Source organism: Stenotrophomonas sp. C3(2023) (genome assembly GCF_032911385.1).
Classification (GTDB): Bacteria; Pseudomonadota; Gammaproteobacteria; order Xanthomonadales; family Xanthomonadaceae; genus Stenotrophomonas.
Window position 1 is genome coordinate 3,462,235 of sequence record NZ_JAWJLO010000001.1, and the last position, 26,257, is coordinate 3,488,491.

At 68.0% G+C, this 26,257-nt stretch carries 24 protein-coding genes; 7 read left to right on the forward strand and 17 right to left on the reverse strand.

Features of this window, described 5'->3' with window-relative positions; all coding sequences use genetic code 11:
* Nucleotides 1-17: 17 nt before the first annotated feature.
* The 14 genes from RZA67_RS15375 to RZA67_RS15440 all read right to left on the reverse strand — a co-directional run bounded on the left by RZA67_RS15375 (nucleotide 18) and on the right by RZA67_RS15440 (nucleotide 14,187).
* On the reverse strand, nucleotides 18-2,402 hold the full coding sequence (locus RZA67_RS15375) for an MMPL family transporter (protein WP_317213596.1): 2,385 nt from the start codon (nucleotides 2,400-2,402) through the stop codon (nucleotides 18-20).
* Nucleotides 2,374-3,006, reverse strand: a complete 633-nt coding sequence (locus RZA67_RS15380; protein WP_317213597.1) for an outer membrane lipoprotein carrier protein LolA — start codon at nucleotides 3,004-3,006, stop codon at nucleotides 2,374-2,376. Before RZA67_RS15380 ends, RZA67_RS15375 begins: the two co-directional genes overlap by 29 nt.
* On the reverse strand, nucleotides 3,003-3,425 hold the full coding sequence (locus RZA67_RS15385; protein ID WP_317213598.1) for a thioesterase family protein: 423 nt from the start codon (nucleotides 3,423-3,425) through the stop codon (nucleotides 3,003-3,005). Before RZA67_RS15385 ends, RZA67_RS15380 begins: the two co-directional genes overlap by 4 nt.
* Nucleotides 3,412-4,998, reverse strand: a complete 1,587-nt coding sequence (locus tag RZA67_RS15390) for an aromatic amino acid ammonia-lyase (RefSeq protein WP_317213599.1) — start codon at nucleotides 4,996-4,998, stop codon at nucleotides 3,412-3,414. The genes RZA67_RS15385 and RZA67_RS15390 overlap by 14 nt, the downstream gene beginning before the upstream one ends.
* On the reverse strand, nucleotides 4,988-5,929 hold the full coding sequence (locus tag RZA67_RS15395) for an acyltransferase (protein WP_317213600.1): 942 nt from the start codon (nucleotides 5,927-5,929) through the stop codon (nucleotides 4,988-4,990). Before RZA67_RS15395 ends, RZA67_RS15390 begins: the two co-directional genes overlap by 11 nt.
* The gene (locus tag RZA67_RS15400) at nucleotides 5,926-6,687 is read right to left on the reverse strand and encodes a glycosyltransferase family 2 protein (RefSeq protein WP_317213601.1); all 762 of its coding nucleotides are present in this window, start codon (nucleotides 6,685-6,687) and stop codon (nucleotides 5,926-5,928) included. Before RZA67_RS15400 ends, RZA67_RS15395 begins: the two co-directional genes overlap by 4 nt.
* Nucleotides 6,677-8,359 carry an AMP-binding protein gene (locus tag RZA67_RS15405; RefSeq protein WP_317213602.1) on the reverse strand — a complete coding sequence of 561 codons (1,683 nt, stop codon included), beginning with the start codon at nucleotides 8,357-8,359 and terminating at the stop codon, nucleotides 6,677-6,679. The genes RZA67_RS15400 and RZA67_RS15405 overlap by 11 nt, the downstream gene beginning before the upstream one ends.
* Nucleotides 8,352-8,903: a hypothetical protein gene (locus tag RZA67_RS15410; RefSeq protein ID WP_317213603.1), complete on the reverse strand. Its 552-nt coding sequence runs from the start codon at nucleotides 8,901-8,903 to the stop codon at nucleotides 8,352-8,354. The genes RZA67_RS15405 and RZA67_RS15410 overlap by 8 nt, the downstream gene beginning before the upstream one ends.
* A gap of 21 nt (nucleotides 8,904-8,924) precedes the next feature.
* Nucleotides 8,925-9,182 (reverse strand): acyl carrier protein, encoded by a 258-nt coding sequence (locus RZA67_RS15415; RefSeq protein ID WP_317213604.1) that lies wholly within the window; start codon nucleotides 9,180-9,182, stop codon nucleotides 8,925-8,927.
* Between the two features lie 17 nt (nucleotides 9,183-9,199).
* The gene (locus tag RZA67_RS15420; RefSeq protein WP_317213605.1) at nucleotides 9,200-9,457 is read right to left on the reverse strand and encodes a phosphopantetheine-binding protein; all 258 of its coding nucleotides are present in this window, start codon (nucleotides 9,455-9,457) and stop codon (nucleotides 9,200-9,202) included.
* Entirely contained in the window at nucleotides 9,444-10,250 is an 807-nt protein-coding gene (locus tag RZA67_RS15425; protein ID WP_317213606.1) for a lysophospholipid acyltransferase family protein, read from the reverse strand. The genes RZA67_RS15420 and RZA67_RS15425 overlap by 14 nt, the downstream gene beginning before the upstream one ends.
* Nucleotides 10,243-10,983, reverse strand: coding sequence for a beta-ketoacyl synthase chain length factor (locus RZA67_RS15430; RefSeq protein WP_317213607.1), 741 nt, complete (start codon nucleotides 10,981-10,983; stop codon nucleotides 10,243-10,245). Before RZA67_RS15430 ends, RZA67_RS15425 begins: the two co-directional genes overlap by 8 nt.
* Before the next feature lie 791 nt (nucleotides 10,984-11,774).
* Nucleotides 11,775-12,788 (reverse strand): cytochrome d ubiquinol oxidase subunit II, encoded by a 1,014-nt coding sequence (cydB, locus tag RZA67_RS15435; protein WP_317213608.1) that lies wholly within the window; start codon nucleotides 12,786-12,788, stop codon nucleotides 11,775-11,777.
* Between the two features lies 1 nt (nucleotide 12,789).
* Complete coding sequence (locus RZA67_RS15440; protein ID WP_317213609.1) at nucleotides 12,790-14,187, reverse strand: cytochrome ubiquinol oxidase subunit I; 1,398 nt, start codon at nucleotides 14,185-14,187, stop codon at nucleotides 12,790-12,792.
* A 224-nt stretch (nucleotides 14,188-14,411) separates the two neighbouring features.
* Between RZA67_RS15440 and RZA67_RS15445 the strand changes: the two genes are divergently transcribed.
* The 4 genes from RZA67_RS15445 (at nucleotide 14,412) to hemF (ending at nucleotide 18,904) form a co-directional block, all read left to right on the forward strand.
* The gene (locus RZA67_RS15445) at nucleotides 14,412-16,778 is read left to right on the forward strand and encodes a S9 family peptidase (RefSeq protein WP_317213610.1); all 2,367 of its coding nucleotides are present in this window, start codon (nucleotides 14,412-14,414) and stop codon (nucleotides 16,776-16,778) included.
* The gene (locus RZA67_RS15450; RefSeq protein ID WP_317213611.1) at nucleotides 16,775-17,200 is read left to right on the forward strand and encodes an NUDIX domain-containing protein; all 426 of its coding nucleotides are present in this window, start codon (nucleotides 16,775-16,777) and stop codon (nucleotides 17,198-17,200) included. Before RZA67_RS15445 ends, RZA67_RS15450 begins: the two co-directional genes overlap by 4 nt.
* A gap of 112 nt (nucleotides 17,201-17,312) precedes the next feature.
* The gene (locus RZA67_RS15455; protein WP_317213612.1) at nucleotides 17,313-17,873 is read left to right on the forward strand and encodes a hypothetical protein; all 561 of its coding nucleotides are present in this window, start codon (nucleotides 17,313-17,315) and stop codon (nucleotides 17,871-17,873) included.
* A gap of 134 nt (nucleotides 17,874-18,007) precedes the next feature.
* Entirely contained in the window at nucleotides 18,008-18,904 is an 897-nt protein-coding gene (gene hemF / locus RZA67_RS15460; RefSeq protein ID WP_317213613.1) for an oxygen-dependent coproporphyrinogen oxidase, read from the forward strand.
* A 284-nt stretch (nucleotides 18,905-19,188) separates the two neighbouring features.
* On the opposite strand, the gene polA is transcribed toward hemF, so the two are convergent.
* Complete coding sequence (gene polA, locus RZA67_RS15465; protein ID WP_317213614.1) at nucleotides 19,189-21,963, reverse strand: DNA polymerase I; 2,775 nt, start codon at nucleotides 21,961-21,963, stop codon at nucleotides 19,189-19,191.
* Nucleotides 21,964-22,055: 92 nt separating this feature from the next.
* Here polA and RZA67_RS15470 point away from each other — a divergent pair, with 92 nt between their 5' ends.
* Nucleotides 22,056-22,340 carry a DUF2782 domain-containing protein gene (locus RZA67_RS15470; RefSeq protein ID WP_317213615.1) on the forward strand — a complete coding sequence of 95 codons (285 nt, stop codon included), beginning with the start codon at nucleotides 22,056-22,058 and terminating at the stop codon, nucleotides 22,338-22,340.
* A gap of 28 nt (nucleotides 22,341-22,368) precedes the next feature.
* Nucleotides 22,369-22,608, forward strand: coding sequence for a hypothetical protein (locus RZA67_RS15475; RefSeq protein ID WP_317213616.1), 240 nt, complete (start codon nucleotides 22,369-22,371; stop codon nucleotides 22,606-22,608).
* Nucleotides 22,609-22,651: 43 nt separating this feature from the next.
* Here the strand turns inward: RZA67_RS15475 and RZA67_RS15480 are convergent, their stop codons facing one another.
* Nucleotides 22,652-23,098 carry a universal stress protein gene (locus tag RZA67_RS15480; RefSeq protein WP_317213617.1) on the reverse strand — a complete coding sequence of 149 codons (447 nt, stop codon included), beginning with the start codon at nucleotides 23,096-23,098 and terminating at the stop codon, nucleotides 22,652-22,654.
* A gap of 124 nt (nucleotides 23,099-23,222) precedes the next feature.
* Here RZA67_RS15480 and RZA67_RS15485 point away from each other — a divergent pair, with 124 nt between their 5' ends.
* Nucleotides 23,223-23,933 (forward strand): ThuA domain-containing protein, encoded by a 711-nt coding sequence (locus tag RZA67_RS15485; protein WP_317213618.1) that lies wholly within the window; start codon nucleotides 23,223-23,225, stop codon nucleotides 23,931-23,933.
* Nucleotides 23,934-24,063: 130 nt separating this feature from the next.
* On the opposite strand, the gene uvrD is transcribed toward RZA67_RS15485, so the two are convergent.
* The gene (gene uvrD / locus RZA67_RS15490; protein ID WP_317213619.1) at nucleotides 24,064-26,253 is read right to left on the reverse strand and encodes a DNA helicase II; all 2,190 of its coding nucleotides are present in this window, start codon (nucleotides 26,251-26,253) and stop codon (nucleotides 24,064-24,066) included.
* Nucleotides 26,254-26,257 lie beyond the last annotated feature (4 nt).

The following is a 26,257-nucleotide window of genomic DNA, read 5'->3' on the forward strand; positions in this document are numbered from 1 at the left end:
TGCTCGAAGAGAGGGAGTCAGGAAGTGGTGTCGGCAAGATGGGCCTGGCGGACGGGCACCGGCCGGAACAGCGGTGAAATGATCCAGACCAGGCCGATGCCGAACAGCAGGGTCAAGCCGAACGCGCGCAGCGCAGGGGTGGCTGACAGGCCCAGCAGGCCAAACGACAGCCAGGTGCTGGCGGCGCCGACACAGACGGCCAGCCACGCCGAGGGATCGCCCTGGTGCTCGAGCAGGAAGATGCCGTAGTCGATGCCCATGCCCATCAGCAGCATCAGCGCCAGTACGTTGAACAGCTGCAGCGGCTGGCCGAACAGGCCCAGCAATCCCAGTGTGAGTGCTCCGGCCAGCAGGGTCGGGGTGATCACCCGCCACGCCTGGCGCCCATAGCGCCACCACAGCGCCGCCAGGATCAGCGCGACGCCGACCAGCAGCAGGCCGCTCATCAGCTTGCGGTAGTGACCCAGCAGCTGCGAGAAGTCCGCGGTCCGGTCCACCCAGCGCACTCCCTCCAGACCGTCGGCCGCTCCCTCGAGGACAGCCAGTGCATCGGCGTGCCCACCGTCGTCCACCATCACCACCGTGGTGGCCAGCCCGCCCACCTCGCCCAGCCACAGGTGCCGGAACGGCTGCGACGCGGGCGAATCCAGCAGATCCGCCGCCTGCAGCGGGGCGGCGGCGAAGGCCGGACGTGGCAGCGGCTCGCCCACCACGCTCGCCACGTCGGCCAGCACCTTCGCCTCAACCCGCGCGGTCAGCGCGGCGTCCTCACGCTGCCGGGCCGGCGATGGCAGCCAGTCACTGGTGGCGCGGTAGCCGGCGATGCGCTGCTGCTGCTCGAGTGCGCGCAACCGTGCAGTCAGCGCTTCCTCACGCTGCAGCACCTGGTCGGCGCCTGCACCCTGCACCAGATAGAACTGCGCCGGGCTGGGCATCCCCAGCAACTGGCTCAGCCGGATCTGCTCGGCCATCAGGGCCGGTGGCGAAGACTGCAGCCCGCGCAGGTCGTCATTGGTACGCAGGGTCCACATGCCGGCTGCCGACAGCAGCAGCGTGGCCAGCACGAAAACGGCCACCGCGCGGCGGCTGCGCAGCCGCGGCCAGCGTTCCAGCGTGTCACCCAGCCAGCCGGCAAACCGGGTCTGGCGCACGCGCCCACCGTCGAGCCATGGGAACCAGAAGATCACCGTGAGGAACGCCGCCGCCAGACCAACGACGGAAAACAGCGCCATCTGCCGCAGCCCGGGGAACGGTGCCAGGCCCAGCGCCAGGTAGGCCAGCGCGCTGGTCAGCAGGGCCAGCCACAGGCCCGGCAGCAGGTGGTGCAGCAGGGCCCAGCGTGATTCCTTCGGCGCGGCCTGGCGCGAAGCGAACCAATGGATGCCGTAGTCCTCTGCCACACCGACCAGCGAGGCACCAAACACCAGGGTCAGCACGTGCACCTTGCCAAACACCAGCACGGTCACCGCCAGCGCCACACCACAGCCCACCAGCAGCGACGCCGCCACCAGCAGGATCGGGCGCAGCGAGCGGAACGCCAGCCAGACCAGCAGCAGCACCGCGGCCAGCGAGCCCCAGCCGATCGTGTTGATCTCCTGGTTGGCCTGCACCGCTGCCGCTTCGGCGTGCAGCGGCACGCCGGCGTGCAGGATTTCCAGATCCGGCGCTGCAGCGTTGGCAGCCTGTGCGGCGCGCTCCAGCAGGCCGCCGAGGTGGCGCTCGCCATCGAGCTGGAAGGCCGACCCCGGGGTGTCGTACTGCAACACCGCCCAGTGCTTGCCATCGGCCTGCAGCAGGCCATCCTCGCCCAGTCGCAGGCCCGACGCGCGCGCCTGCTGCTGCCACCACTGCGGCCACAGCTGCAGCGGATCCTGGCGCCAGTCGGTCAGTCGCGGGGCGCCCATCGGGCCATACAGGCTGGCCAATGCCTGCTGGCCCAGGTCATCGGCTGCGGCATGTTGCAGCTGCGCACGCTGTTCCGGGGTCAGCAGACGGTCGCGGTATGGCGCGTAGAGCGCACGCGCCTGGTCGAACCAGCCTTCCATCGAGCCGCTGGGCTGGAGCAGGCCGGCATCGGCATCGCGCGTCATCGACGCGGCGAACGCCGCTCCGGCACGCTGGGCCGCCGCACTGTCGGCACTGCCGACCAGTACCACCACCTGACGTGCGCTGCCATCGGCGATGCGCCGGGTGACATCACTGAGCAGGCGGTCGTGAGCGTCCTGCGGCAACAGGGCAAGAATGTCCGTGTCGATGCGTGACTGCTGGCTCCACAGGGACCATTGCTGCACGCCCAGCACGAGCAGGATGGCCAGCCAACCGGCAGCCAGCCACGGCCACGCGCGCCGCATGCGCGGCGACAACAGGTGCAGGTCAGTCAAAGCGGTCCGCCTCGCTGGCATCCAGCTGCGCTGGCGTCTCGCTCAGGGCGCTGAAACCGATGCGGGTGCGGTCCTGGTTGGCCTCGACGATCTCCACGCTGCGCACATAGCGGTCGCCGCCCAGCGTGAGCGACTGGAACGCTTTGGCCAGCATCGGCGACTTCGGGGTCAGCTGCAGGCTCCAGCCACTGCCCTGCTGGCTCGCCTTCACCATGAACTGGCTGGACAGCGCCTGCACGTCGCCGCTCATCAGCGCGAACATGATGGCGTTGACCGAGCGCATCGCCGGTTGCTGGCGCGCGTCCAGTTCGACCCGGGTACTGCCGTCACGCTGACGGCTGAGTATGCGGTCGGCGGTGACCACCAGCTCGGAGGGGAACGGCCGGGTGGTGGTCCAGATCACGCCTTTCTCGCGCGCAACCACAAAGCTGCCCTGCGAGCGCAGCGGGTTGCTGAAACCGGCGACCTGCTTTTCCTGGGTGAAGCTGCCCCGCAGCACGGCCGGCCGGGCCACCGCCTGGGTGATGGCATCGACCGCCGCTTCGGCAGCTGCCACCGCCGGTGCCGTACACAGCAGCAGGGCGCACAGCAGCAGACGCGGGTAATGACGCAGGGAGACGATCATGGGGCGGGAACTCCAAGGCGTTGGAACAGAATGGCGGGGGACTGGTAGAGCATTTCCCGTGTGGTGGCATCGACGGCCACCTGGATGGTGTGCGCGCGGGTCAGGACCTGGCCGCTGCCGGCGTCGAGAATCTCGTACTGGATCTTCAAGCGGTTTTCCCACTCGACGATCTGTGAGCGCACGCGCAGCGCCTGCTGGAACAGCAGGGGACGGATGTACTTGACGCGCGCATCGACGACGGGCCACAGGTGGCCACCCTCGAGCATCTGCGGGTAGTCATAGTTGAAGCGCTGCAGCAGCGCGCAGCGGGCGATCTCGAAATACTTGAAGTAGTTGCCATGCCAGACCACGTTCATCGGGTCGCAGTCGTGGAAGGCAGGGCTCAGTTCGATCTCACCGACCAGTTCAATGACCGACATACAATTCCCAACGTTCGCGGCGGATCTCCACCAGCAGGTCCCGCAGTTCGCGATCCAGCGCGCGGTCTTCCTCAACCAGGGCGATGCGGCTGCCCAGATCCTCGTACATGGCCGCCAGCGTCGCACCCAGCTGCGCATTCATGCCAGCGCGCTGACGCAGCGCCAGACCCTGACGGGCGGCCACCAGCATCGCCGCCACCACCTGTTCGGTCAGTTCGATCACGCGAAGGCAGTCGCGCGCGGCGATGGTGCCCATGCTGACCTTGTCCTGGTTGTGGCATTCGGTCGAGCGCGAGAACACCGAGGCCGGCATGGTCTGCTTCAACGCCTCGGCAGTCCAGGCCGACACACTGATCTGCAGCGCCTTCAAACCATGGTTGATCGACGCGCGCGGTCCGGTGGCGGCCGACAGGTTCGCAGGCAGGCCATGGTTGTAACGGGCATCGACGATCAGCGCCAGCTGCCGGTCGAGCAGGTCGGCCACGTTGGCCACGGTGTTCTTCAGCGTGTCCATCGCCAGCGCGATGTGGCCGCCATAGAAATGCCCGCCGTGCAGCAGGCGCTCTTCTTCGGGATCGATCAGCGGGTTGTCGTTGGCGCTGTTGAGTTCAACCTCGATGAGCTGGCGCAGGAACGGCAGCGTGTCTTCCAGCACCCCGATCACGTGCGGCGCACAGCGCAGCGAGTAGCGGTCCTGCAGGCGCTGCTGGTTGCGTGGCGGCTGCGCACTGTCCAGGTCGGCGCGCAGACGCGCGGCAACGCGCGACTGCCCCGGATGCGGCTTGGCGTCGAACAGCACCTGGTCGAAGTGGTGCGCGTTGCCGTCGGCCACCAGCACGTTGAAGGCGGTCAGCCGCGTGGCCAACCGGCACAGGTAATCGGCGCGCTGCCAGGCCAGGCACGCCAGGCCGGTCATCACCGCCGTGCCGTTCATGATCGCCAGACCTTCTTTCGGACGCAGCCGCAGCGGCGCCATGCCAATGGCGGCCAGCGCTTCAGCGGCCGGCTGCACCCGCCCTGCATGCAGGACCTCGCGCTCGCCACACAGCACGGCGGCCACGTAGGAAAGTGGTGTCAGGTCGCCACTGGCGCCCACCGATCCCTCAGCGGGAATCAGCGGCAACACGTCGTGGCGCAGCAGCGTGGCCAGACCTTCCAGCAGCGGCAGGCTGACCCCGGACATGCCGCGCACCAGCGAGGCGAGCCGGGCCGCCAGCGCTGCGCGTGTTTCTGCGGGGTCGAGATAACGGCCCAGCCCGCAACCATGGTAGGTGAACAGATGGTGCGGCAGTTCGGCCACCAGCTCGCGCGGAACCCCGACGGTGCACGAGTCACCGTAACCTGTGGTGACCCCGTAGATGTGTCCGTGGTCCTGCAGCATGCGGTCCAGATAGTCGGCCCCGCGCTGGATGCGCGCGCGGAATGCCGGATCGTCGCTGAGCTCGGCCATGCAGTCACGGCGTGCCAGCGCGGCTACATCCTCGATGCACAGCGGGGCAGCGCCAAAACGGCAGACGGTGCTGGCGGGCGACGCGGAATCGGCACGGCGCGTGCCGAGGGGTTCATCTGCCATGGTCTTGGTTCCAGAATGGGAAGAAGTTGAACCAGTCCAGGGGCGACCGGGCCACATTGATTTCGAGCCAGTGCGCGAAGCGCTGTGCCTGTTCGGCGAGGGCGGCGTCGCGTGATCCCCTCGGCAGCACGATGCGTGGCGAGAACTCCTCGAACACCACGCGGTAGCCGGCGCCATGATGCAGGCAGGCCATGCTGTAGACCGGGCACGCCAGAGCCGCGGCCAGCACGTAGGCCCCGATCGGGAACGGCGCCGGGTGGCCAAGGAACTGCGCCTGCACGCTGCGCCCACCATGCACCGGCACACGGTCACCGACAATGGCGACAAAGCCGCCCGAGGCCACTTTTTCGGCCAGCATCATCGCGGTGGCCGGTCCCATCTCCGTTACCTGCACCAGCTCCACGGCGGCCAGCGGGTCGAGCCGCTGCAGCAGGCGGTTGAAGCGCTGCGCGTGGGCGGTATGCACCAGTACGGTGATGCGGAAGCCCGGCACCTGCTCGGCCAGTACCTGGCACAACTCCAGGCAGCCGATATGCGCGGTCAGGATCAGCCCGCCCTCACGGCGTGCGATTTTCTGCAGCACCAGGTCCCGCTGCAGATGGATGCGCTCGGGCGGATAGCGGCCGCCGAGGCCGAGAATCTTGTCCAGCAGGGTATCGGCGAAGGTGAAGAAATGCCGCAGGCTGTCACGCCGGCGCGGCGCGTGGCCCAGCGCGCCGGTGTGCTGCTGCAGGCGCTGCAGGTACTGCAGCGAGGCGCGCCGCGCCACGCCGTTGGTGAGCCAGTGGCAGAGCACCACCGGCCACACGCAAAGACGGAACGGCCAGCGCCCGAACCATCGGTGCACCCAGCACAGGAAAACCACGCCCGCCACCGAGGTCGACTCGCCGATGTCGGCCCAGTGCGGCGCCGCCGGCGTTTGCCCGCTCATGGGTACGCCCCGCGCAGCCGCCGCCACAGCAGGCGCGGGAAGCGCCACAGCATGCCGAAGAACAGGCGGGTATGCATGCGGCTGATGCGCACGTTGTCGCGCCACACGTCAAAATGCGATACGCCATCGCTGGGATAGGTGACCCGGGTGGCCAGATGCTGCACCGGAACCTGGCGCCAGAACAGGCGCACGAGGATCTCGCTGTCGAAATCCATGCGCCGACCGATGGTTTCTTCATCGATCAGGCGCAGCACCGGCGGCAGCGGATACACCCGGAAACCACACATCGAATCCCGCAGGTGCAGGGAAAGCGTGTTGATCCACACCCAGACATGGGTGGCATAGCGGCCATACAGGCGCGCCTTGGGCACGCTGTCATCGTAGGCCGGGATGCCGCAGATCACCGCCTCCGGCGTCGCGCGCGCCGCTTCGATGAAGCGCGGCAGGTCGCCGGTATCGTGCTGCCCGTCGGCATCGATCTGCAGCACGTGGCTGCAACCCCGCGCAGCGGCCTCGGCAAAGCCGGCCAGCATCGCCCCGCCCTTGCCCTGGTTGTGCGCCAGCCGCAGCAGGTGGACGCCCGGCTGCGTGGCGAGCTGATCGAGCACACCCGCACAGGCCGGGCTGGAGCCATCGTCCACCAGCAGACACGGCAGCGCTGCCGCGCGCACGCCCGCCACCACCGCGCCGATGGCGTGCTCGTGGTCGTAGACCGGAATGACGACGATGGGCGCGAACGCGCTGCTGTCAGCCTGCATCGAACCGCACCTTGCCGCTGGAATGCACTCCCGCCGCGGACGTGTAGCGGAAGCCGAGCACACCGCGTTCGGCGTCCCACTCCAGCTGCAGCGACAGCACATCGTTGGGGCGCGCCACATGCTGGAACTTCACCGCGTCCATGCGCACGAAGCGGGGCGGGATGGCGAAGGCCTCCCGGCCCCAGCGGATCGCCCAGTCCAGCTGGGCCACCCCGGGCAGCACGCGCGCCTGTGGGAAATGCCCGTCGAACACGCGCAGCGCGGGGTCCAGGGTGAGCGTAAGCGCGGCATGACCGGCCTCGCGCTGCTGCCAGCACGGCACCGGCAGCGTGGGCTGGAACAGCGCGGCCAGCGCGGCCTGGGTGACCTTGCCCTGCGCGTTGAGCGGCAACTGCGCCACCCAGCGCCAGCGGCGCGGCCGCGTGACCGCGTCGTGGCTCTGCGCCAGCAGCGTGGCAAGCGCCTGCTGCAGGCTGCGGCGTCCGGCGTCGCCCCCGGTGGTCACGGCCGGGTCAACCGGCACCACCACGGCGGCCAGCTGCTCGCGCAGACCCGGCAGTACCAGCACGCGCACATCGGCCACGGCCGGATGCGCGCGCAACGCACGCTCCAGCGCATCGAGCGACACCCGGCGTTCCTCGATCTTGACGATGCGGTCGGCCCGCCCCAGCAACCGGAAGCCGCCATCGGCCCCGGCTTCGGCGCGGTCCTGGCTGCGCCACCACTGGGCGTCAGGCAGATGCGGCGACGCCACCGACAGACAGCCGTCGTCGATGCGCCAGCGCACGCCGGGCAGTGCGCACCAGGAAGGCGCCAACGCATCCCATCGGCGCCAGGCGATGCCGCCGGTTTCGCTGCTGCCAAAGACTTCCGTCGGGGCCACGCCCAGCCAGTCGCGCACCTGCAACGCGGCAAGCTCTGGCAGCGCCCCCCCGGAGGAGAACACCGCCCGCAGCTGTCCGTGCAGGCTGCTCCAGTCGAGCTGTTCGGGCAGCCGCTTCAGATGCGCCGGCGTTGCCACCAGCACCGAGGGGGCGGCCGCCAGTGCGCTGACCAGATCTTCGTGGAAGAATCGTCGCGGCAGGATCGCGCGGCCGCTGGCCAGCGGCCACAGCACGCGGAACAGCAGGCCATAGATATGCTGATGCGACACCGTGCCGTGCACCTGTGCGCCCTCCACCAGCTCGCCGAACGCTGCCTGCAGCGCGTCGACCTCACGGGCCAGCTGGTCCAGCCGCTTTGCGATCGCGGCCGGCTCGCCGGTGCTGCCGGACGTGAACACCACCAGCTCGCAGTCGCGTTCCTCCAGCGCACCCAGCGCGACGCAGGCCGCATGCACCGGTTGCAACGGTTGCCGCGCCGGCTCGACATCGCCGGCGAAACCGCTCACGTGGGGCTGCAGCGCGTCCAGCGTGGCCGGCAGGTTGTCGGCGCCAAGGTACACGCGCTTGCCCGCGTGCCAGGCACCGAACAGCGCCGCGGCAAAGCGCAGCGTGTCGTCGAAGTACAGCGCCCAGTCGCGCCCGTCGTGGGCGGCGAACGCCGCCTGCCACTGCTGGACCTGGAGGTAAAAGGTGGCGTGGTCGAGCGGACTGCCCGTTTCGTTGTGGCCGACCACGCGACCGGCCCGCGGCTGCTGCAGCAGCTGCGCCAATGCGACCCACTCAGCCATGACCGTGCGCCGCCTTCACCCGTCTCCGCACCAGCCACTCACCTGCGAACAAGACACCCATCATCACGTACGCCAACAGTCCGTTGTACAGCGCCCAGATCCGGTCCGGCGCCCACAGCGCCGTTGCCAGGGCCAGGGCCCCATTGAGAACAAAAAAGCCGCACCACACCTGGGTGACGCGGCGGGTATAAAGCACCGCGAAGGGTGGCAGCTGCGGTTCCTGCAGCCGCGCCATCCGTTCAACCAACGGCGGGCCGAAGCGCAGGCTGGCGGCAAACATCACCAGCATCACCGCATTGACCAGCGCCGGATACAGCTTCAAGGGCAGCGCCTGGTTGAGCACCGTCGCCAGCAGGGCCAGCAGGCCGGTACCGGCAGCGGCCACCCACCACAACGCCTGGCGGGTGGTCAGTGCGCGCAGTACTGCCAAGGCGAACAGCAGCAGCGACAGCCAGCGCGGCTCAAACCGCCCGAGGGCGAAGTAAACCAGTACCGGGTAGGCGAGCGACACCAGGCCGAACGCCACGACGCGCATGCGTGCCATGCCCGTCACTGCTGGCCGGAATCAGGCAGCAGCCTGATCGGGCAGCAGGCCGTGCACGACATCGACGATGTCCTGCACCGTGCGCACGGTCTTGAAGGCTTCCGGCTGCAGATTGCGGCCCAGCAAAGGCTTGAGCTGCACAATCAGATCAACCGCATCGATGCTGTCAATGTCCAGGTCATCGTACAGACGCGCTTCCGGCGTGATCCGTGCCGCTTCGATCTCGAAGCTGTCGGTCAGGATGCGGACAATGCGCTCGAACAGTTCATTCTTGGTCATGGCAGATCCTCGCGCCGTTACGGCTGGCGGGCGGCGACGAACTCGGCGAGTGCGCGCACGCTGGAAAAATGACGGCGGGTCTCTTCAGAGTCGGCCGACAGGCTGACGCCGTACTTCTTCTGCAGCGCCAGGCCCAGCTCAAGCGCATCGATCGAATCCAGGCCCAGCCCTTCAACGAACAGCGGCGCGGCCGTGTCGATGTCCTCGGCGGTGATGTCTTCCAATGACAACGATGAAATGATCAATTCCTTGATCTCGTGCTCAAGTGCCTGCACTGCGGGTCTCTCCGGACATGTCGAAATAGCGGGTGAGGTAGTCGGTGACGCGCCTGGCCGCCAATGCGTCCCCCCGTGGCCCATCATCGGCTTCGGCAAGGAACGGGGCGATCGGGATATCTTCGCCGACCTGCACCCGGACGTGGAAACGCCGCTCGGGCACACGATACCATTTCTCCCCCTTGGTCAGCGTGAGCGGCGTACAGGTTATGCGCACCGGAGTGATGTCCAGACGCCCCCGTACGGCGATGTTCGCCGCGCCACGCTGCAGCCGCGGCGGCTGCCCCGGCAGGCCACGTGTACCCTCCGGGAAGATCACCAGATTGCCACCGGCGCGCACCGCCTGGATGCAGTCGTCCACCAGGCCAGCCCCGTCATCATTGGACACATAGCCAGCCGCGCGGACCGGGCCCCGCATGAACGGGTTGCGCGCCACCGCCTGCTTGACCACGCAGTCCGCGTTGGGCAGCAGCGAGATCAGGATCACCACGTCGATCAGCGTGGGGTGGTTGGCCAGCACCAGCAGCCCGTCGCGCTGAAGCCGTTCGGCCCCCTCAATCTGGCAGGTCATCAGACCAAGCGAGCGCATCAGCCACACGTGGCTGGCAAAGGCCCGCTGCACCATGCGTCGCGACAGCCGCTGGCGCCGCCCGCGGTCGCGCACCAGCAACAGCAGCGCCGGCACCACGAACAGACCCAGCAGCAGCCCCCCCAGACCGAACAACGCAAAACTCAGGCCGGTGCCGACCACCCGCCAGGCATGATCGAGCCGGGCCGGGATGGACTCAGCCATGGCGCGCCCAGCGCCAGCGCTGGCCATGCGCGATCCGGTCCAGCACGGCGTCGCCCGCCAGCAGGAAGCGATGCAGGTCCAGCGCGTGCGGCAGGACGCCCGCTGCCGGGGCAGCGGCATCGGCTGCCGACCACTCCAGCTTGAGGTGGGCACCATCGCCACCGGGCTCGCGCAGGCGCCAGCACCAGGCGAAGAACGGGTCCGGTTCGTCGGCAAACTCTGCGTAAACCTCGGGCAACTGTGACTCGTAGACCACAAGCCTCACTTCCGGGGCGCCGTCGGCCAGCAAGCCGGCGGCTTCGACGCAGGCGGTTTCCACGGTGAGTTGGCCGCCCGACGCGGCCAGGTAGTTGCCGCGATGGCCGCGCGCGATCGAGTACAGCGCGGCAATGGCGTTGTGCACCGACAGACCGAAGCCGGTCGGTGACATCGGCTGGTCGCGGGTCATGGTCTGCAGCAGGTCCATCGAGCGCGCCACGTCGCCGTGGCGGCTGGCGAACACCAGCGGCACGCTGCTGTCGGCACCGTCTCCTTCCTCGCACCAGCAGGCGGTCTGGATCGCCATCCGCCCCAGCCGCTCGATGCGGCGCCGCTGCATGGCCGGCACTTCAGCCAGACCCGGGGTGTCATCGCCAGTGGGCAGCACGGGCGCTGTGGCCCACTGCTGCCACTGCTCGCGCGTGCTGAGTCCGGGTGCCCAGGCGGCCCAGTCGACAACGGAAAACTCGATCATCTGCAGAGGGTTCTGAAAGGGCACAGGGTCAGCACGAGCCGATGGGCGACACGTCGCGGCTCACCCTTCCTGCCGCTGCGCATCCGTCTCAGACGTCGCCGACACCCATCCTGGATGCCGAAGGAGGTGCGAACGCTACCACGATGGCCGCGGCGTGTAACGCCTTGCCCACGACGCACCCGGCAGGTGGCGACCAACGGTCGTCACCTGCCAGAACGTCGGGTCGGACTGCCGTGAACCCGGTAGGTGACGACCGTTGGTCGTCACGCTCCTGCTCAGGCCTCCATGGCGGCCCATTGTGACGACCAACGGCCAGAAGCCGCACCCAGACGGCGGATCGGACCACCCTGAACCCCGGTAGGTGACGACCGTTGGTCGTCACGCTCCTGCTCCGGCCTCCACGGCGGCCCATCGTGACGACCAACGGTCGTCACCTACCAAGAGCGGCAGCCACACGGCGGGTCGGACTACGCTGAACCCCGGCAGGTGACGACCGTTGGTCGTCACGCTCCTGCTCCGGCCTCCACGGTGGCCCTTCGTGACGACCAACGGTCGTCACCTACCAGGAGGCGCATCCGGGCGGCGAGTCGGACTACGCTGAACCCCGGTAGGTGACGACCGTTGGTCGTCACGCTCCTGCTCCGGCCTCCATGGTGGCCCTTCGTGACGACCAACGGTCGTCACCTACCAGAAGCGGCAGCCGGGCAGCGGGTCGGACCATCCTGCACCCCGGCAGGTGACGACCCACGGTCGTCACCTGCCCGATTCGACGTGGCCGGATGCGCTGGCCCTCAGTGGTAGCCGGCGTCGGCGCGCACCTTGCCGCGGAACACGTAGTACGACCACGCCGTGTACCCCACGATCACCGGCAGCAGCACGACCAGGCCGACCAGGCTGAAACCCAGCGAGCTCTCCGGGGCCGCGGCCTGCCACAGCGTCAGCGAGGGCGGGAGCAGATAGGGCCACATGCCCAGCACCAGACCGGCGAAGCCGAGGATGAACAGGGCCAGCGACAGCAGGAAGGGCGGCAGGTCGCGCCGGGGATGATAGGCGCTGCGCCACAGCGCAATCGCCACCGCCAGCGTCAGCAGCGGCACCGGCGACAGCCACCAGAAATTGCCGTCGCTGAACCAGCGCTCCATCAGCCGCGACTGCAGGAACGGCAGCCAGCTGCTGACCAGCGCCATCGCGGCGATCACCGCCACTACCAGCGGCCGGGTCATCTGCCGGGCCAACGCCTGCACGCGACCTTCGGTCTTGAGAATCAGCCAGGTGCTGCCCAGCAGCGCGTAGCCCGCCACCAGCGCCGCGCCGGTGAGCATCGCAAAGGGGCTGAACCAGGTGAACGCACCGCCCTCGAACCTTCCGTCCACCAGCGGCAGCCCCTCCACCAGCGCCCCGAGAATCACGCCCTGAGCAAAGGTGGCCAGCAGCGAGCCCAAGCCGAACGCCACGCTCCACAGGCGCCGCGAGCGATGGGCCTTGAAGCGGAACTCAAATGCCACGCCGCGGAATACCAGCGCCACCACCAGCAGCAGCACCGGCAGGTACAGCGCCGACAACAGCGCTGCGTAGGCCTTGGGGAAGGCCGCCAGCAGACCCGCACCGCCCAGCACCAACCAGGTCTCGTTGCCGTCCCAGATCGGCGCGGCGGTATTCATCATCAGATCGAGCTGATCCTCGTCTTCGGCAAAGGGCGCCAGGATGCCGATGCCAAGCACGAAGCCGTCCAGCACCACATACATCAGGACGCCAAAGCCGATCACCGCAAACCACGCCACCGGCAGCCAGGTCGTCAGTTCCATCTCAGCGCTCCTCCAAGGGCTCGTCGGCCGCCGACAACGGCCGCGCCGGGGTATGCCCGCCCTGCTCCAGGTCGGGTCCGTGGTCGTGCGGCTTCGGTCCCTGCCGCAGGATCTTCACCAGATACCAGATGCCCCAGCCGAACACGAAGGCATAGCCCACCACGTAGACCGCAAGTGACAGGGCCGTCATCCAGGCGCTCTGCGGCCCGGCGGCGTCGGCCGTGCGCAGCACGCCATAGACTACCCACGGCTGGCGCCCCATCTCGGTGACGAACCAGCCTGCCAGCAGCGCAATGAAGCCGCTGGGCAGCATCCAGTTCCAGCCACGCAGAAGCCAGGACGAGCCCAGCAGCCGCCCCCGCCACAGCGCGAATGCCGAGACCCACGCCATCAGCAGCATCAGGGTGCCCAGCCCGACCATGATGCGGAAGGCGAAGAATACCGGGGTGACCGGCGGGCGCTCGCTGGCCGGCACCGAGGTCAGCGGGTCGAAGCGGCCATCCAGGGTGTGGGTCAGGATCAGGCTGCCCACCTTGGGAATGGCGACCTCGAAGTCGTTGCGCTCTTCTTTCTCGTTGGGCAGGGCGAACAGAACCAGCGGCACGCCGTCGCCCGGCTCGCCCTCGTGCCAATGCGCCTCCACCGCGGCGATCTTCATCGGCTGGTGCTTGAGGGTGTTCAGGCCGTGCATGTCACCGACGAAGATCTGCGCCGGCACCGTGATGGCCGCGAAGATGACCGCTGCGGTCAGCATGCGCCGCCCCGCCTCCACGTGCGTGCCCCGGCGCAGGTACCACGCCCCCACCCCGCCGATGACAAAGCAGGTGGTGATGAACGAGCCCAGCGCCATGTGCGCCAGCCGGTACGGGAAGGAGGGATTGAACACGACCTGCCACCAGTCCACCGGGTGCACGATGCCGTTGACCATCTCGTAACCGGCCGGGGTATGCAGCCAGCTGTTGGAGGCCAGGATCCAGAACGTGGACACCAGCGTGCCCAGTGCCACCATGCAGGTGGAGATGAAGTGCAGCCGGGGCGACACCCGGCCCCAGCCAAACAGCATCACGCCCAGGAAACTGGCTTCCAGGAAGAACGCGGTGAGCACCTCGTAGGTGAGCAGGGGGCCGATCACGGTGCCGGCCACATCGCTCAACCGTGGCCAGTTGGTGCCGAACTGGAAGGCCATCACGATGCCACTGACCACGCCCATGCCAAAGGAGACCGCGAAGATCTTCTGCCAGAAGAAGTACAGCTCACGCCACACCGTGTTGCCCGTGCGCAGCCAGCGCCACTCGGTGAAGGCCAGCCAGCTGGCCGTGCCGATGGTGAAGGCCGGGAACAGCACATGGAAACTGATCACGAATCCAAACTGGATGCGGGACAATAAAATCGCGTCCAAGGACGCCTCCTGCCGGCAGCGGGTGGGAAACCGCACCAGTCTGGGACGGTATGCGTTAAGGCGGAATGCGACGCGGTGACGCGGTGCTTCACTTTGACGCAGCCCGCAACGCGCCAGCCGCCCTGCGCCGCTTTGCCGAACCCGGGCGGCATGACCTGTGGCCCAGCCCCCGGCGGGGACGGACTGCTACCCTTGCCCGGTTATCACAACTGGTGCGTCCGCCCATGTTCCGAGTGCTGCCCCTGTCCCTGCTGCTGTCTGCGGCGCTTGCCGCGCCGGCCTTCGCTGCGCCGACCCCGATCACCATCGAACAGGCCATGGCCGACCCCGACTGGATCGGTCCGCCGGTGGAGAAAGCCTGGTGGTCGTGGAACAGCCAGCAGGTGGAGTACCAGCTCAAGCGCCAGGGCAGCCCGGTGCGCGATACCTTCCGCCAGCCGGTGGCCGGCGGCAGCGCCAGCCAGGTGGCCGACGACCAGCGCGGCACGCTGGACGTGGCCGATCCGGTGTACGACCGCAGCCGCAGCCGCAGCGCCTTCGTCCGCAACGGCGACGTGTTCGTGCGGGATCTACGCAGCGGCGCACTGACCCAGCTGACCCGCGGCAACGAGCGCGCGGCCGGTGTTGCCTTCGCGGCCGACAATGGCGTGGTATGGCGCGTGGGCCAGAACTGGTTCCACTGGACCGCCGCCAAGGGCGTGGCCCAGGTGGCCAGCCTGAAGGCAGAGAAGGACCCGGCCGACGCGCCCAAGCCTGACGTGCTGCGCGAGCAGCAGCTGCGCACGCTGGAGACCCTGCAGCGCGATCGCCAGCAGCGTGAGGCACTGAAGGACCAGGACCAGCGCTGGCGCCAGGCCGACCCGACCCGCGCCCCCGCCCCGGTATTCCTCGGCGCCGACGTCGAGATCGTCGACAGCGTGCTCTCGCCCGACCTGCAGCACCTGGTGGTGGTGACTTCACCGAAGGACTTCGACGAAGGCCGTGGCGGCAAGATGCCGCTGTATGTGACCGAGTCAGGCTACGAGGAAACCGAGGACACCCGCAGCCGTGTCGGCCGCAACGGGTTCGAGCCGCACACCGTCTGGCTGGTGGACGTGCGTGAGGGCAAGGCACGCAAGGTCGACCTGTCATCCCTGCCGGGCATCGGCACCGACCCGCTGGCCGAGCTGCGCCGCAAGGCCGGCAAGGATGCCCTCAAGGGCGACCGCAGCGTGCAGGTCATGCGTGATTTCATGGGCGGTGGCATGCGCTGGAGCGAGGACGGCCAGCAGGCCGCGATCATGCTGCGTGCCAACGACAACAAGGACCGCTGGATCATCAGCGTCGGTGCCGGCGACGGTCGCGTGCAGAACCGCCACCGCCTGACCGACAACGCGTGGATCAACTGGGGCTTCAACGACTTCGGCTGGATGGCCGACGGCCGCACGCTGTGGCTGCTGTCCGAGGAGTCGGGCTATTCGCACCTGTACACCCAGGCCGGCAGCAGCCGCCCGCAGGCACTGACCAGCGGCAAGTGGGAAACCTCGGCACCGGTGCTTTCCGCCGACGGCAAGAGCTTCTATGTGCTGTGCAACCAGCAGGCTCCGCATGACTACGAAGTCTGCTCGGTGGACGTGGCCAGCCGCCAGGTGCGCGAGCTGACCGACCTCAACGGTGTGGAAGACTTCTCGCTTTCCCCCGACGGGCAGCAGCTGCTGGTGCGCTACTCCGCCGCCTACCTTCCGCCGCAGCTGGCCGTTGTGGGCGCCCAGGGTGGCCAGGTCCGGGTGCTCACCGACACCCGCAGCGCGGCGTTCAAGGCCCGCCAGTGGATCCAGCCCAAGCTGGTCGCCGTGCCCTCGCAGCACGGCGCCGGCGTGGTCTGGGCCAAGTACTACGAACCGGAGAACAAGGAACCCGGCAAGACCTACCCCATCGTGATGTTCGTGCACGGCGCCGGCTACCTGCAGAACGTGCACCAGCGCTATCCGGCGTACTTCCGCGAGCAGATGTTCCACAACCTGCTGGTGCAGCAGGGCTACATCGTGCTGGACATGGACTACCGTGGCAGCGAAGGCTACGGCCGCGACTGGCGTACCGCGATCTACCGCAACATGGGCCACCCCGAACTTGAGGACTACCAGGACGGCCTGGACTGGCTGGTGAAGACCCAGCAGGGCGACCGCGACCGTGCCGGCATCTACGGCGGCTCCTACGGTGGCTTCATGACCTTCATGGCGCTGTTCCGTTCCCCCGGCACGTTCAAGGCGGGCGCCGCGCTGCGCCCGGTGGTGGACTGGCACAACTACAACCATGCCTATACCAGCAACATCCTCAACACGCCCGACATCGATCCGGAGGCCTATCGCGTTTCCTCGCCCATCGAGTACGCGCAGAACCTGCAGGACCACCTGCTGATCGCGCACGGCATGATGGACGACAACGTGTTCTTCCAGGACTCGGTGAACCTGAGCCAGCGCCTGATCGAGCTGCACAAGGACAACTGGACCATCGCGCCGTACCCGCTGGAACGCCACGGCTATGTGCGTGCCGACTCGTGGCTGGACCAGTACAAGCGCATTCTCAAGCTGTTCAACGAGAACGTGAAGTGACGCTGGCCGCCGCCGCGATCCAGATCGTCGCGGCGGTCATCGATGATGGGCGTGGCCACGTGCTTGTCGTGCGCAAGCACGGCGCCACGCATTTCATCCAGCCCGGCGGCAAGCCCGAGCCGGGCGAGGGGCCGCTGCAGGCCCTGGCACGCGAACTGGGCGAGGAACTGGGCGTTGTGCTGCGTACCGACAGCGCCGTGGCACTGGGGAGTTTCAGCGACCGGGCGGTGAACGAGCCCGGCCATCGCGTGCAGGCCCAGGTGTGGTGGGTACAGGCGGAGGGCATTCCCCAGGTGCAGGCCGAGATCGCCGAGCTGGCCTGGGTGCCGCTGCAGCCCCCGCATGGGCGGGTGCTGGCGCCGCTGAGCGAGCGGCATATCCTGCCGGCAGCGCGAAGGGTGATCGGGCTCGCCGGCCGGTAGGCAGAGCACGCGGGTGTACGCCTGACGATCACTGCCAGGCGGCTACACTGCGCTGCAGCCTGGTTTTCACGCCGGGCCGGCTGTCTGTTTTCCCCCTGCCCAAGGACATCGGATGTCGACCGTACCGCCACAGCTCACTGCCCCTGCGGCCGCCGCCGCCACACAGTTCGTCCGCCCGTTGGCGCTGGTTTCCCTGCTGGCCAGCGCCGCGGTGCTGATCGGTCTGCTGGTCACCGCGCTGCTGGCCTGGGTCTTCGCCCGCACCGACGGTTGGGCGCTGGTGGCCGCGCTGGCGGCCGAAAGCCGATGGCCGGCCAGTCTGCAGTGGATGCTGCAGCACCCGGCCCGGACCAGTCTGTGGATGGCGGCCGCCTGCGCGCCGGCGGTGGTAGCCAGCTGGGGCCTGTACCGGCAGCAGCGCTGGGGGCTGTGGAGTTTTGCGGTGTTGCTGGTGCTCAGTGCGCTGGCCAACTTCGGCATTACCTGGTGGCTGGATGCAGTGGGCACGCAGGTGATCGACCTGCTGCACGACGCCCAGGCAGTGGCGGAGCTGCACCTGCAGCGACAGGTGATGACCTTTACCCTGCTGGGCACATCGGTGCTGTTCCTGGGCCTGCAGGGTTGGCTCGCATGGCGCCTGCTGCGCCCGGATATCCGCAGCACGATGACGTAGCGGCCCTGCACACGGCACGACGGCATGGCTTCGCCGCTGAGGCGTGACGACCAACGGTCGTCACCTACCGGAGATCCGGGCCGACTCTGCTCTGGCGAAGGTGGTGGTCCGGGGTGGTACGGTAAAGTAGCTGCATGACCGATTTCGACCGCGTTCGCGCCTACCTCACTGATCTGCAGGATCGTATCTGCGCCGCCATCGAGGCCGCTGACGGCCAGGCACGCTTCCAGGAAGACCAATGGCAACGGGCGGAGGGCGGCGGCGGCCGTACCCGCATCCTGCGCGAGGGCGCGGTGTTCGAACAGGCCGGCATCGGCTTCTCCGACGTGGCCGGTACCCGCCTGCCGCCATCGGCATCGGCCAACCGACCTGAGCTGGCCGGTGCCTCGTGGCGCGCGACGGGTGTGTCGCTGGTATTCCATCCGCGCAATCCATATCTGCCCACCACGCACGCCAACGTGCGCTACTTCTGCGCCGAGCGCGATGGCCAGGTCGTAGCGGCCTGGTTCGGCGGCGGCTTTGACCTGACGCCGTTCTACCCGTTCGACGAGGACGTGCGGCACTGGCACGGCGTGGCACGCGATCTGTGCGCCCCGTTCGGGGAGCAGCGCTACGCCGACCACAAACGCTGGTGTGACGATTACTTCTTCCTGCGCCACCGCAACGAAACACGTGGGGTCGGTGGCCTGTTCTTCGACGACCTGCATGGGGATTTCGAGCGCGATTTCGCCTACCTGCGCGCCGTGGGCGACGGCTTCCTCGACGCCTACCTGCCGATCGTGCAGCGGCGCAAGGACCTCCCGTACGGCGAGCGCGAGCGTGAGTTCCAGCTGTACCGTCGCGGCCGCTATGTGGAGTTCAACCTGGTCTATGACCGCGGCACGCTGTTCGGGCTGCAGAGCGGCGGCCGCAGCGAGAGCATCCTGATGAGCCTGCCTCCGCGGGTCCGATGGGAGTACGGCTTCAGCCCGGAACCTGACAGCGCCGAAGCGCGCTTGGCGGCGTATCTGGTGCCGCGCGACTGGGTTTGACCCGAGGCCGGATGTCCCCATAAAAAAGCCCCGCTGACCAGGGGGAGGTCAACGGGGCCGGGGAACGGGCGCTTGGGGAGGAGCCCCCGTTCCGAGATCTTCTCCAGGGGATGGGAGAGATCCACAACAGGCGTTGCGCCTGTTGGAGACTATGTAAACACCGGGAACATTGATGAATCGTGAAGGTCGCCCATTTAGCTGGAGACCACCGCTGAAATGTTCATGATGTAGTCAGAAAACACGGAAATTTAATGAAATAACGGTGTTTTCATGACGTTTTCGGCTCAGTGGGCTTCATCCCAATTGCGTCCATCACCGGTGTCGACGACCAAGGGCACCCGCAACTGGGCTGCCTGCGACATGCGACTGACCACCCCGCTGCGCAGCTCCTCCAGGAAATCGGCCTGGCACTCGAACACCAGTTCATCGTGCACCTGCAGGATCATCCGCGCGGGCGCGCCGCTGTCGCGCAGCCACTGGTCGACGTCGACCATCGCCCGCTTGATGATGTCCGCAGCGGTGCCCTGCATCGGTGCGTTGATCGCCGCGCGTTCGGCACCGGCACGCAGGCCCTGGTTGCGGGCGTGGATGTCGTTGAGATACAGGCGACGGCCGAACAGGGTCTCCACGTAGCCGTGGTCACGGGCCTGCTGACGCATGCGCTCCATGAAATCGCGTACGGCCGGGTAGCGGCTGAAGTACAGCGCCACGTAATCCTGCGCCTGGGTACGGTCGATGCCCAGGTTGCGGGCCAGGCCGAAGGCGCTCATGCCGTACATCAGGCCGAAGTTGATCGCCTTGGCCGCGCGGCGCTCGTTGCTGGTCACTTCCTCCAGCGCGCGCCCGAACACTTCGGCGGCGGTGGCACGGTGCACGTCGGCGCCCTGCTCGAAGGCACGCACCAGGCCCGGGTCCTCGGAGAGGTGGGCCATGATGCGCAGCTCGATCTGCGAGTAGTCGGCCGCCAGCAGGCGGCATCCCTCCGGCGCAACGAAGGCGCGACGGATGCGGCGCCCATCGTCGGTACGGATCGGGATGTTCTGCAGGTTCGGATCGGAAGAGGACAGGCGTCCCGTCGCGGCACCGGACTGGTGGTAGCTGGTGTGCACCCGGCCGGTGTCCGGGTTGACCATCTCCGGCAGCTTGTCGGTGTAGGTGCTGCGCAGCTTGGCCAGACCGCGATAGTCGAGGATCACGCGCGGCAGTTCGTGCTGTTCGGCGATCGCCTCCAGCGCTTCTTCATTGGTGCTGGGCTGGCCCTTGGGGGTCTTCACCAGCGCCGGCAGCTTCAGTTCGTCGAACAGCACCGCCTGCAGCTGCTTGGGCGAGTCCAGGTTGAAACTGCGGCCGGCCAGTTCGGTGGCCTTCTGCTGCGCGGCCAGCATGCGCGTGGAGAGGTCCTGGCTCTGCCGGCGCAGTTCCTCCACGTCCACCTGCACGCCATTGGCCTCGATGCGCTCCAGCACCGGTACCAGCGGTATCTCGATGCTGCGGTAGACCTGTTCCAGACCGGGCTCGGCCAGCAGCTGCGGCTGCAGTACGTGGTGCAGGCGCAGGGTGATGTCGGCGTCCTCGGCCGCGTAACGGCTGGCTTCTTCCAGCCCGACCTGCGAGAACGAGATCTGCTTGGCGCCCTTGCCGGCCACGTCCTCGAACCTGATCGTGCTGTAGCCGAGGTAGCGCTGTGCCAGCGAGTCCATGTCGTGGCGGGTCGCGGTGCTGTTGAGCACAAAGCTCTCCAGCATGGTGTCATCGTGGTAACCCTGCACCGCCACGCCGTGGCGGCGCAGCACGTGCAGATCGTACTTGCCGTGCTGGCCCAGCTTTTTCTTTGCCGGGTCCTGCAGGGCCGGGCGCAGTGCGTCGAGCACCTGCTGGGCCGACAGCTGCGGCGGCGCGCCGGGGTAATCATGGCCCACGGGAATATAGGCAGCCTTGCCCGGTTCGACCGCCAGGCTGACGCCCACAAGCCGCGCACGCATGGCATCCAGCGCATCGGTCTCGGTGTCGAAGCTGATCAGGGTGGCCTGTTCGAGGCGCGCGACCCAGGCCTGCAGCTGCTCGCTGGTCAGCACCGTTTCGTAGTCGCCCGGCGCCGACAGCGCAGGGTCCACGGCCACGGGCGCGGCGGCCTCGGCACCGCCGCGGGCGAAGCCGGCCGCAGTGCCGCGCAGACTGGGCGTGGCATCGGTGGCCGTGCTCGGCGCCGGCACGGCACCGCCCAGCTCCTTCAGTGCCTGGGTGAAGCCATAGCGCAGGTAGAGCTCGCTGAGCGTCGGCACGTCGGGCTCGCGCAGCGGCAACGTCTGCGGACTGACCTCCAGCGCCACGTCGGTGCGGATGGTCACCAGGTCCCGGTTGAGCGGCAGGCGGTCGGCGGCGGCACGGAGGTTCTCGCCGATCTTGCCCTTCATGGTCGGCGCGGCGGCCAGTACCCCCTCCAGGTGCTGGTACTCGGCCAGCCACTTGGCGGCGGTCTTGGGCCCGCATTTTTCCACGCCCGGCACGTTGTCCACGGCGTCGCCCATCAAGGCCAGCAGGTCGATGATCTGGTCGGCATGCACGCCGAATTTGTCCATCACGGCCGCGTCGCTGTCCATGCGGCTGCCGGTCATGGTGTTGACCAGCTCGATGCCGGGCCGCACCAGCTGGGCGAAGTCCTTGTCGCCGGTGGAGATGGTGACCTGCAGGCCCTGCGCCACGCCCTGCAGCGCCAGCGTACCGATCACATCGTCGGCTTCAACGCCAGGCACGCGCAGGATGCTGATGCCCAGCGCCTCCACGATGCGGCACATCGGCTCGACCTGGCTGCGCAGTTCGTCCGGCATCGGCGGGCGGTTGGCCTTGTACTGATCGTACAGGTCGTCACGGAAGGTCTTGCCGGGGGCATCGACAACGAAGGCGACATGCGCCGGGCGTTCCTTGAGGGTGGCGCGCAGCATGTTGACCACGCCGAACAGGGCGCCGGTCGGCTCCCCCTGGGCATTGGACAGCGGCGGCAGGGCGTGGAACGCGCGATACAGGTAACTGGACCCGTCGATCAGGACTAATCTGCTCATCCGTCAATTCTACGCCGCCGGCCCTGCACGGCAGCATGATGCGCAAGGGGGCATAATCAGGGCCCGACCCTGGCTTAGAAGGACCCCGGCCCATGAAGACTCTGATGCTGGCCTCCCTGCTCCTGCTGGCTGGCTGCGCCACCACGGGCGGTGCGGATGCTCCCCCGGTGGACGTGCGCGGCGCTGAAGTGGCCGAACGCACGATGGACAACGGCGACATGGTGCAGGAGTACCGCGTGTCCGGGCAGCTGCGCATGGTCAAGGTGACCCCCAGCCGTGGTGCGCCGTACTACCTGTACGACCGCAACGGCGACGGCCGGATGGACAACGACAAGGACAGCGTCTCGCCGGTCTACTGGAAGCTCTACAGCTGGTGAGCACCCGGGCTGCCCCGGCGGTGCAGCCGTGAGCACGGCTGAGCGGCGCGGGCCGGACGACCCGGCCGCACTGCGCCGTGGGCTGACCGCGGCGCAGCGTGAGGCGGTCGAAACGCTGGAACACTTTGGTTGGCAGCTGCGTTTCGTGCGTCGGCCGCTGTTCCGCGAACCGGTCCCGGTGCTGTTCGACCGGGACGGTGAGCGCTTCGTGGTGCTGGAACCGGACGGCAGCCTCGATGAGTCACAGTCACTGAAGCTGCGCGGCTGAGAGCGATGCATGACGGGTGTGCCCCCGTCACCCTCGGCGTGCGTCAGCGGATCACCAGCACCGGCACGGTGCTGCGCGCCAGCACTTCGGCGGTCTGGCTGCCCAGCAGTACACGGGTCACACCTCGGCGGCCATGCGAGGTCATCACGATGAGATCGCTGCTCTGCTCGCCGGCGGTATCGATGATGCCGTCAGCCGCATAGCGGTCCAGCACATGCACGCTCTGCGCGCGCAGGCCCTGCGCCTGGGCCTGGGCCAGTGCCGGCTCCAGGATCTTCCGCGCGGCCTCATCGCGGTCAGCCTTGTATTCCGGGCTGTTCATGTAGCCCACGCTCCAGCCCATCGCATCGTACATGCCGACCGCCCACGGCTCGGACACAGTGACGATGGTGACTTCGGCGTCGAGGTCCTTGGCCAGCTCCAGGCCCTTGGCCAGCCCCTTCTCGGCCAGCTCGGAACCATCGGTGGCAATCAGGATGCGGGTATACATGGGAACTCCTCTGCAGGGCCGTCGGGTAGGACACCATTGCACACCCGGCGTGCAGACGCCGCCTTGAGCGTGATCAATCGCAGTGCAGCAAGGCGGAACGGACAGCCCATGCCATCATCGGGCCATGCGCCCTCTTCTGCTCTGTCTGGCCTTGAGCCTGCTGCCCCTGCCCGCCGTGGCCAGCGATGCCATCCTGGTCTTCACCCGCACCGCCAAGTTCCGCCACGAGTCGATTCCCGTGGCGGTGCAGACCCTGCGCCAGCTGGCAGGTGAGCAGGGCCTGCGCGTCGACCACGGCGAAGACCCGGCCGCGTTCACCCCCGCCAACCTCGGCCGCTACCGCGCCGTGGTCTTTGCCAACACCACCGGCGATGTCCTCGATACGCCGCAGCAGGACGCGCTGCAGGCCTTCGTGGAGCAGGGCGGCGGGTTCATGGGCCTGCACGCGGCAGCCGACACCGAGTACGACTGGCCGTGGTACGGCGAACTGATCGGTGCCTGGTTCCATAAGCATCCGCCCGGACTGCAGACCGCGCAGGTCAGCGAGAAGGGGCAGCACGGCGCATCGCGGCAATGGACGCTGACCGATGAGATCTACAACTACCGGCGCAATCCGCGCCCGTGGGTGCAGGTGCTGGCGACAGTGGACGAGGCCAGCTACGAGGGCGGCACGATGGGGGCCGACCATCCCATCACCTGGTGCCGGCCGATGCAGCAGGGCCGCAGCTGGTACACCGGCTTCGGCCATGATGAGGCGGTGTTCGCCGATGCCAATGTGCGTGCCCTGCTGCGCCGTGGGCTGGCCTATGCCAGCGGCGCGTCGCCGGACTGCTGAGTCATCGCAGCGGGGCAGAGCCCCGCTCTACGGTAGGTGACGACCGTTGGTCGTCACAGCACAGCAGCCCGGCCGTTCCGGTAGGTGACGACCGTTGGTCGTCACAGCGGGGCAGAGCCCCGCTCTACGCTCAGACCGGGGTGAGGTTGGCGTAGGCCATCACCAGCCATTTGCTGCCAGCCTCGGCGAACTCGATCTGCACGCGGGCATGTGCGCCGCTGCCTTCGTAGTCGGTCACCATGCCTTCGCCGAATTTGGGGTGCGACACCAGCGCACCCAGCTTCAGCGGCGGTGCCTCCAAGGCAGCATGGCCGCCACTGCGGCTGCTGCCCAGCGACGCCGGGCGCGAGACCTGCACCTTGGGCCGCACCTCGTTGAGCAGCTCACGCGGAATCTCGCGCAGGAACCGCGACGGCACACCATAGTTGTCCTGCCCGTGGATGCGCCGCGACTCGGCGTAGCACAGCACCAGCTTCTGCCGCGCACGGGTGATGCCCACATAGGCCAGGCGGCGCTCTTCCTCCAGCCGCCCGCTCTCCTCCAGCGAGCGGCTGCTCGGGAACAGGCCGTCCTCCATGCCCGCCAGGAACACCATCGGGAACTCCAGCCCCTTGGCCGAATGCAGCGTCATCAGCTGCACGCCTTCCTCGTCGGCCTGGGCCTGGCCTTCGCCGGCTTCCAGCGCCGCGTACGCCAGGAAGGCGACCAGTTCGTCCATCTCCTCCACTTCCTCCACGTCGTCGGGACGTCGCACAAACCGCGAGGCCACCGAGACCAGTTCGTCGAGGTTGTCGGTACGCGATTCCGAATCCAGCGCGTTGCGGCTCTCCTTGCTCCAGTGCTCGCGCAGCAGCGAGCGCGCCAGCACATGGTCGATGCGCTCGGCCAGAGTGAGGTGCTCGGTCTGCGCCTGCAGCTCGTTGATGAGGACCAGGAAACCGGCAAGCGCATTGCGGGCGCGGGCTGCCAGCGCCGTGCCCTGGGTGACCAGCATGGTCGCTTCCCACAGCGAGATGCCCTGCGCCCGTGCCTCGCGCCGGACCTCGTCAAGGGTGCGGTCGCCGATGCCACGGGTCGGTGTGTTCACCGCGCGCTCGAACGCTGCATCGTCATTGCGGTTGGAGAGCAGGCGCAGATACGCCAGGGCGTCCTTGATCTCGGCGCGTTCGAAGAAGCGCATGCCGCCGTATACGCGGTACGGCACCTGCTCGCTCAGCAGCACTTCTTCCAGCGCGCGCGACTGCGCATTGCTGCGGTAGAGCACGGCCACTTCGTTGTAGCTGCCACCATCACGCACCCACTGGCGCGCGCGTTCGACGATGTAACGCGCCTCGTCCATTTCGTTGTAGGCCGCGTACAGATCGATCGGCTCGCCGTCACCGCTGTCGGTCCACAGCTCCTTGCCGATGCGATCAGGGTTGTGCGAGATGACCGCGTTGGCCGCGCCGAGAATGTTGGCGGTGGAGCGGTAGTTCTGCTCCAGACGGATGGTCTGCGAGCCAGGGAAGTCGCGCAGGAAGCCCTGCACGTTCTCCACCTTGGCACCGCGCCAGCCGTAGATGGCCTGGTCATCGTCGCCGACCACGAACACGTGGCCACTGTCACCGGCCAGCACGCGCACGAAGGCGTACTGGATGGCGTTGGTATCCTGGAACTCGTCCACCAGGATCTCGCGGAAACGCGCACGGTAGTGCGCCAGCAGGCCCGGGTTGTCACGCAGCAGCTCATGGGCGCGCAGCAGCAGCTCGGCAAAGTCCACCAGCCCGGCCCGGTCACAGCGCGCCTGGTACTCGATGTAGGCCTGGCGCATGGTTTCCAGCCAAGCGTCATCCGGCTCCGGCTGGATGTGCGCGGGGCGGCGGCCTTCGTCCTTCTGCGCGTTGATCCACCAGGCGATCTGCTTGGGCGGGTACTTGCCGTCGTCCAGTTCCAGCGCCTGCACCACGCGCTTGACCAGCCGCAGCTGGTCATCGGAGTCCATCACCTGGAAACCTTCGGGCAGCCGGGCGTCCTGCCAGTGCAGACGCAGCAGACGATTGGCCAGGCCGTGGAAGGTGCCGATCCAGGCGCCGCGGCTGCCATTGGGCAGCTGTGCGTCGATGCGGTGGCGCATTTCGCCAGCCGCCTTGTTGGTGAAGGTCACCGCGAAGATGCCATGGGTGGGCACACCGAACACTTCGTGCAGCCAGGCGATGCGGTGGGTGAGTACGCGGGTCTTGCCGGAGCCGGCGCCGGCCAGCACCAGATGGTGACCAGGGGCGGCGGACACGGCTTCGCGCTGGGCCGGGTTCAGGCCATCGAGCAGGTGAGAGACATCCATGCCG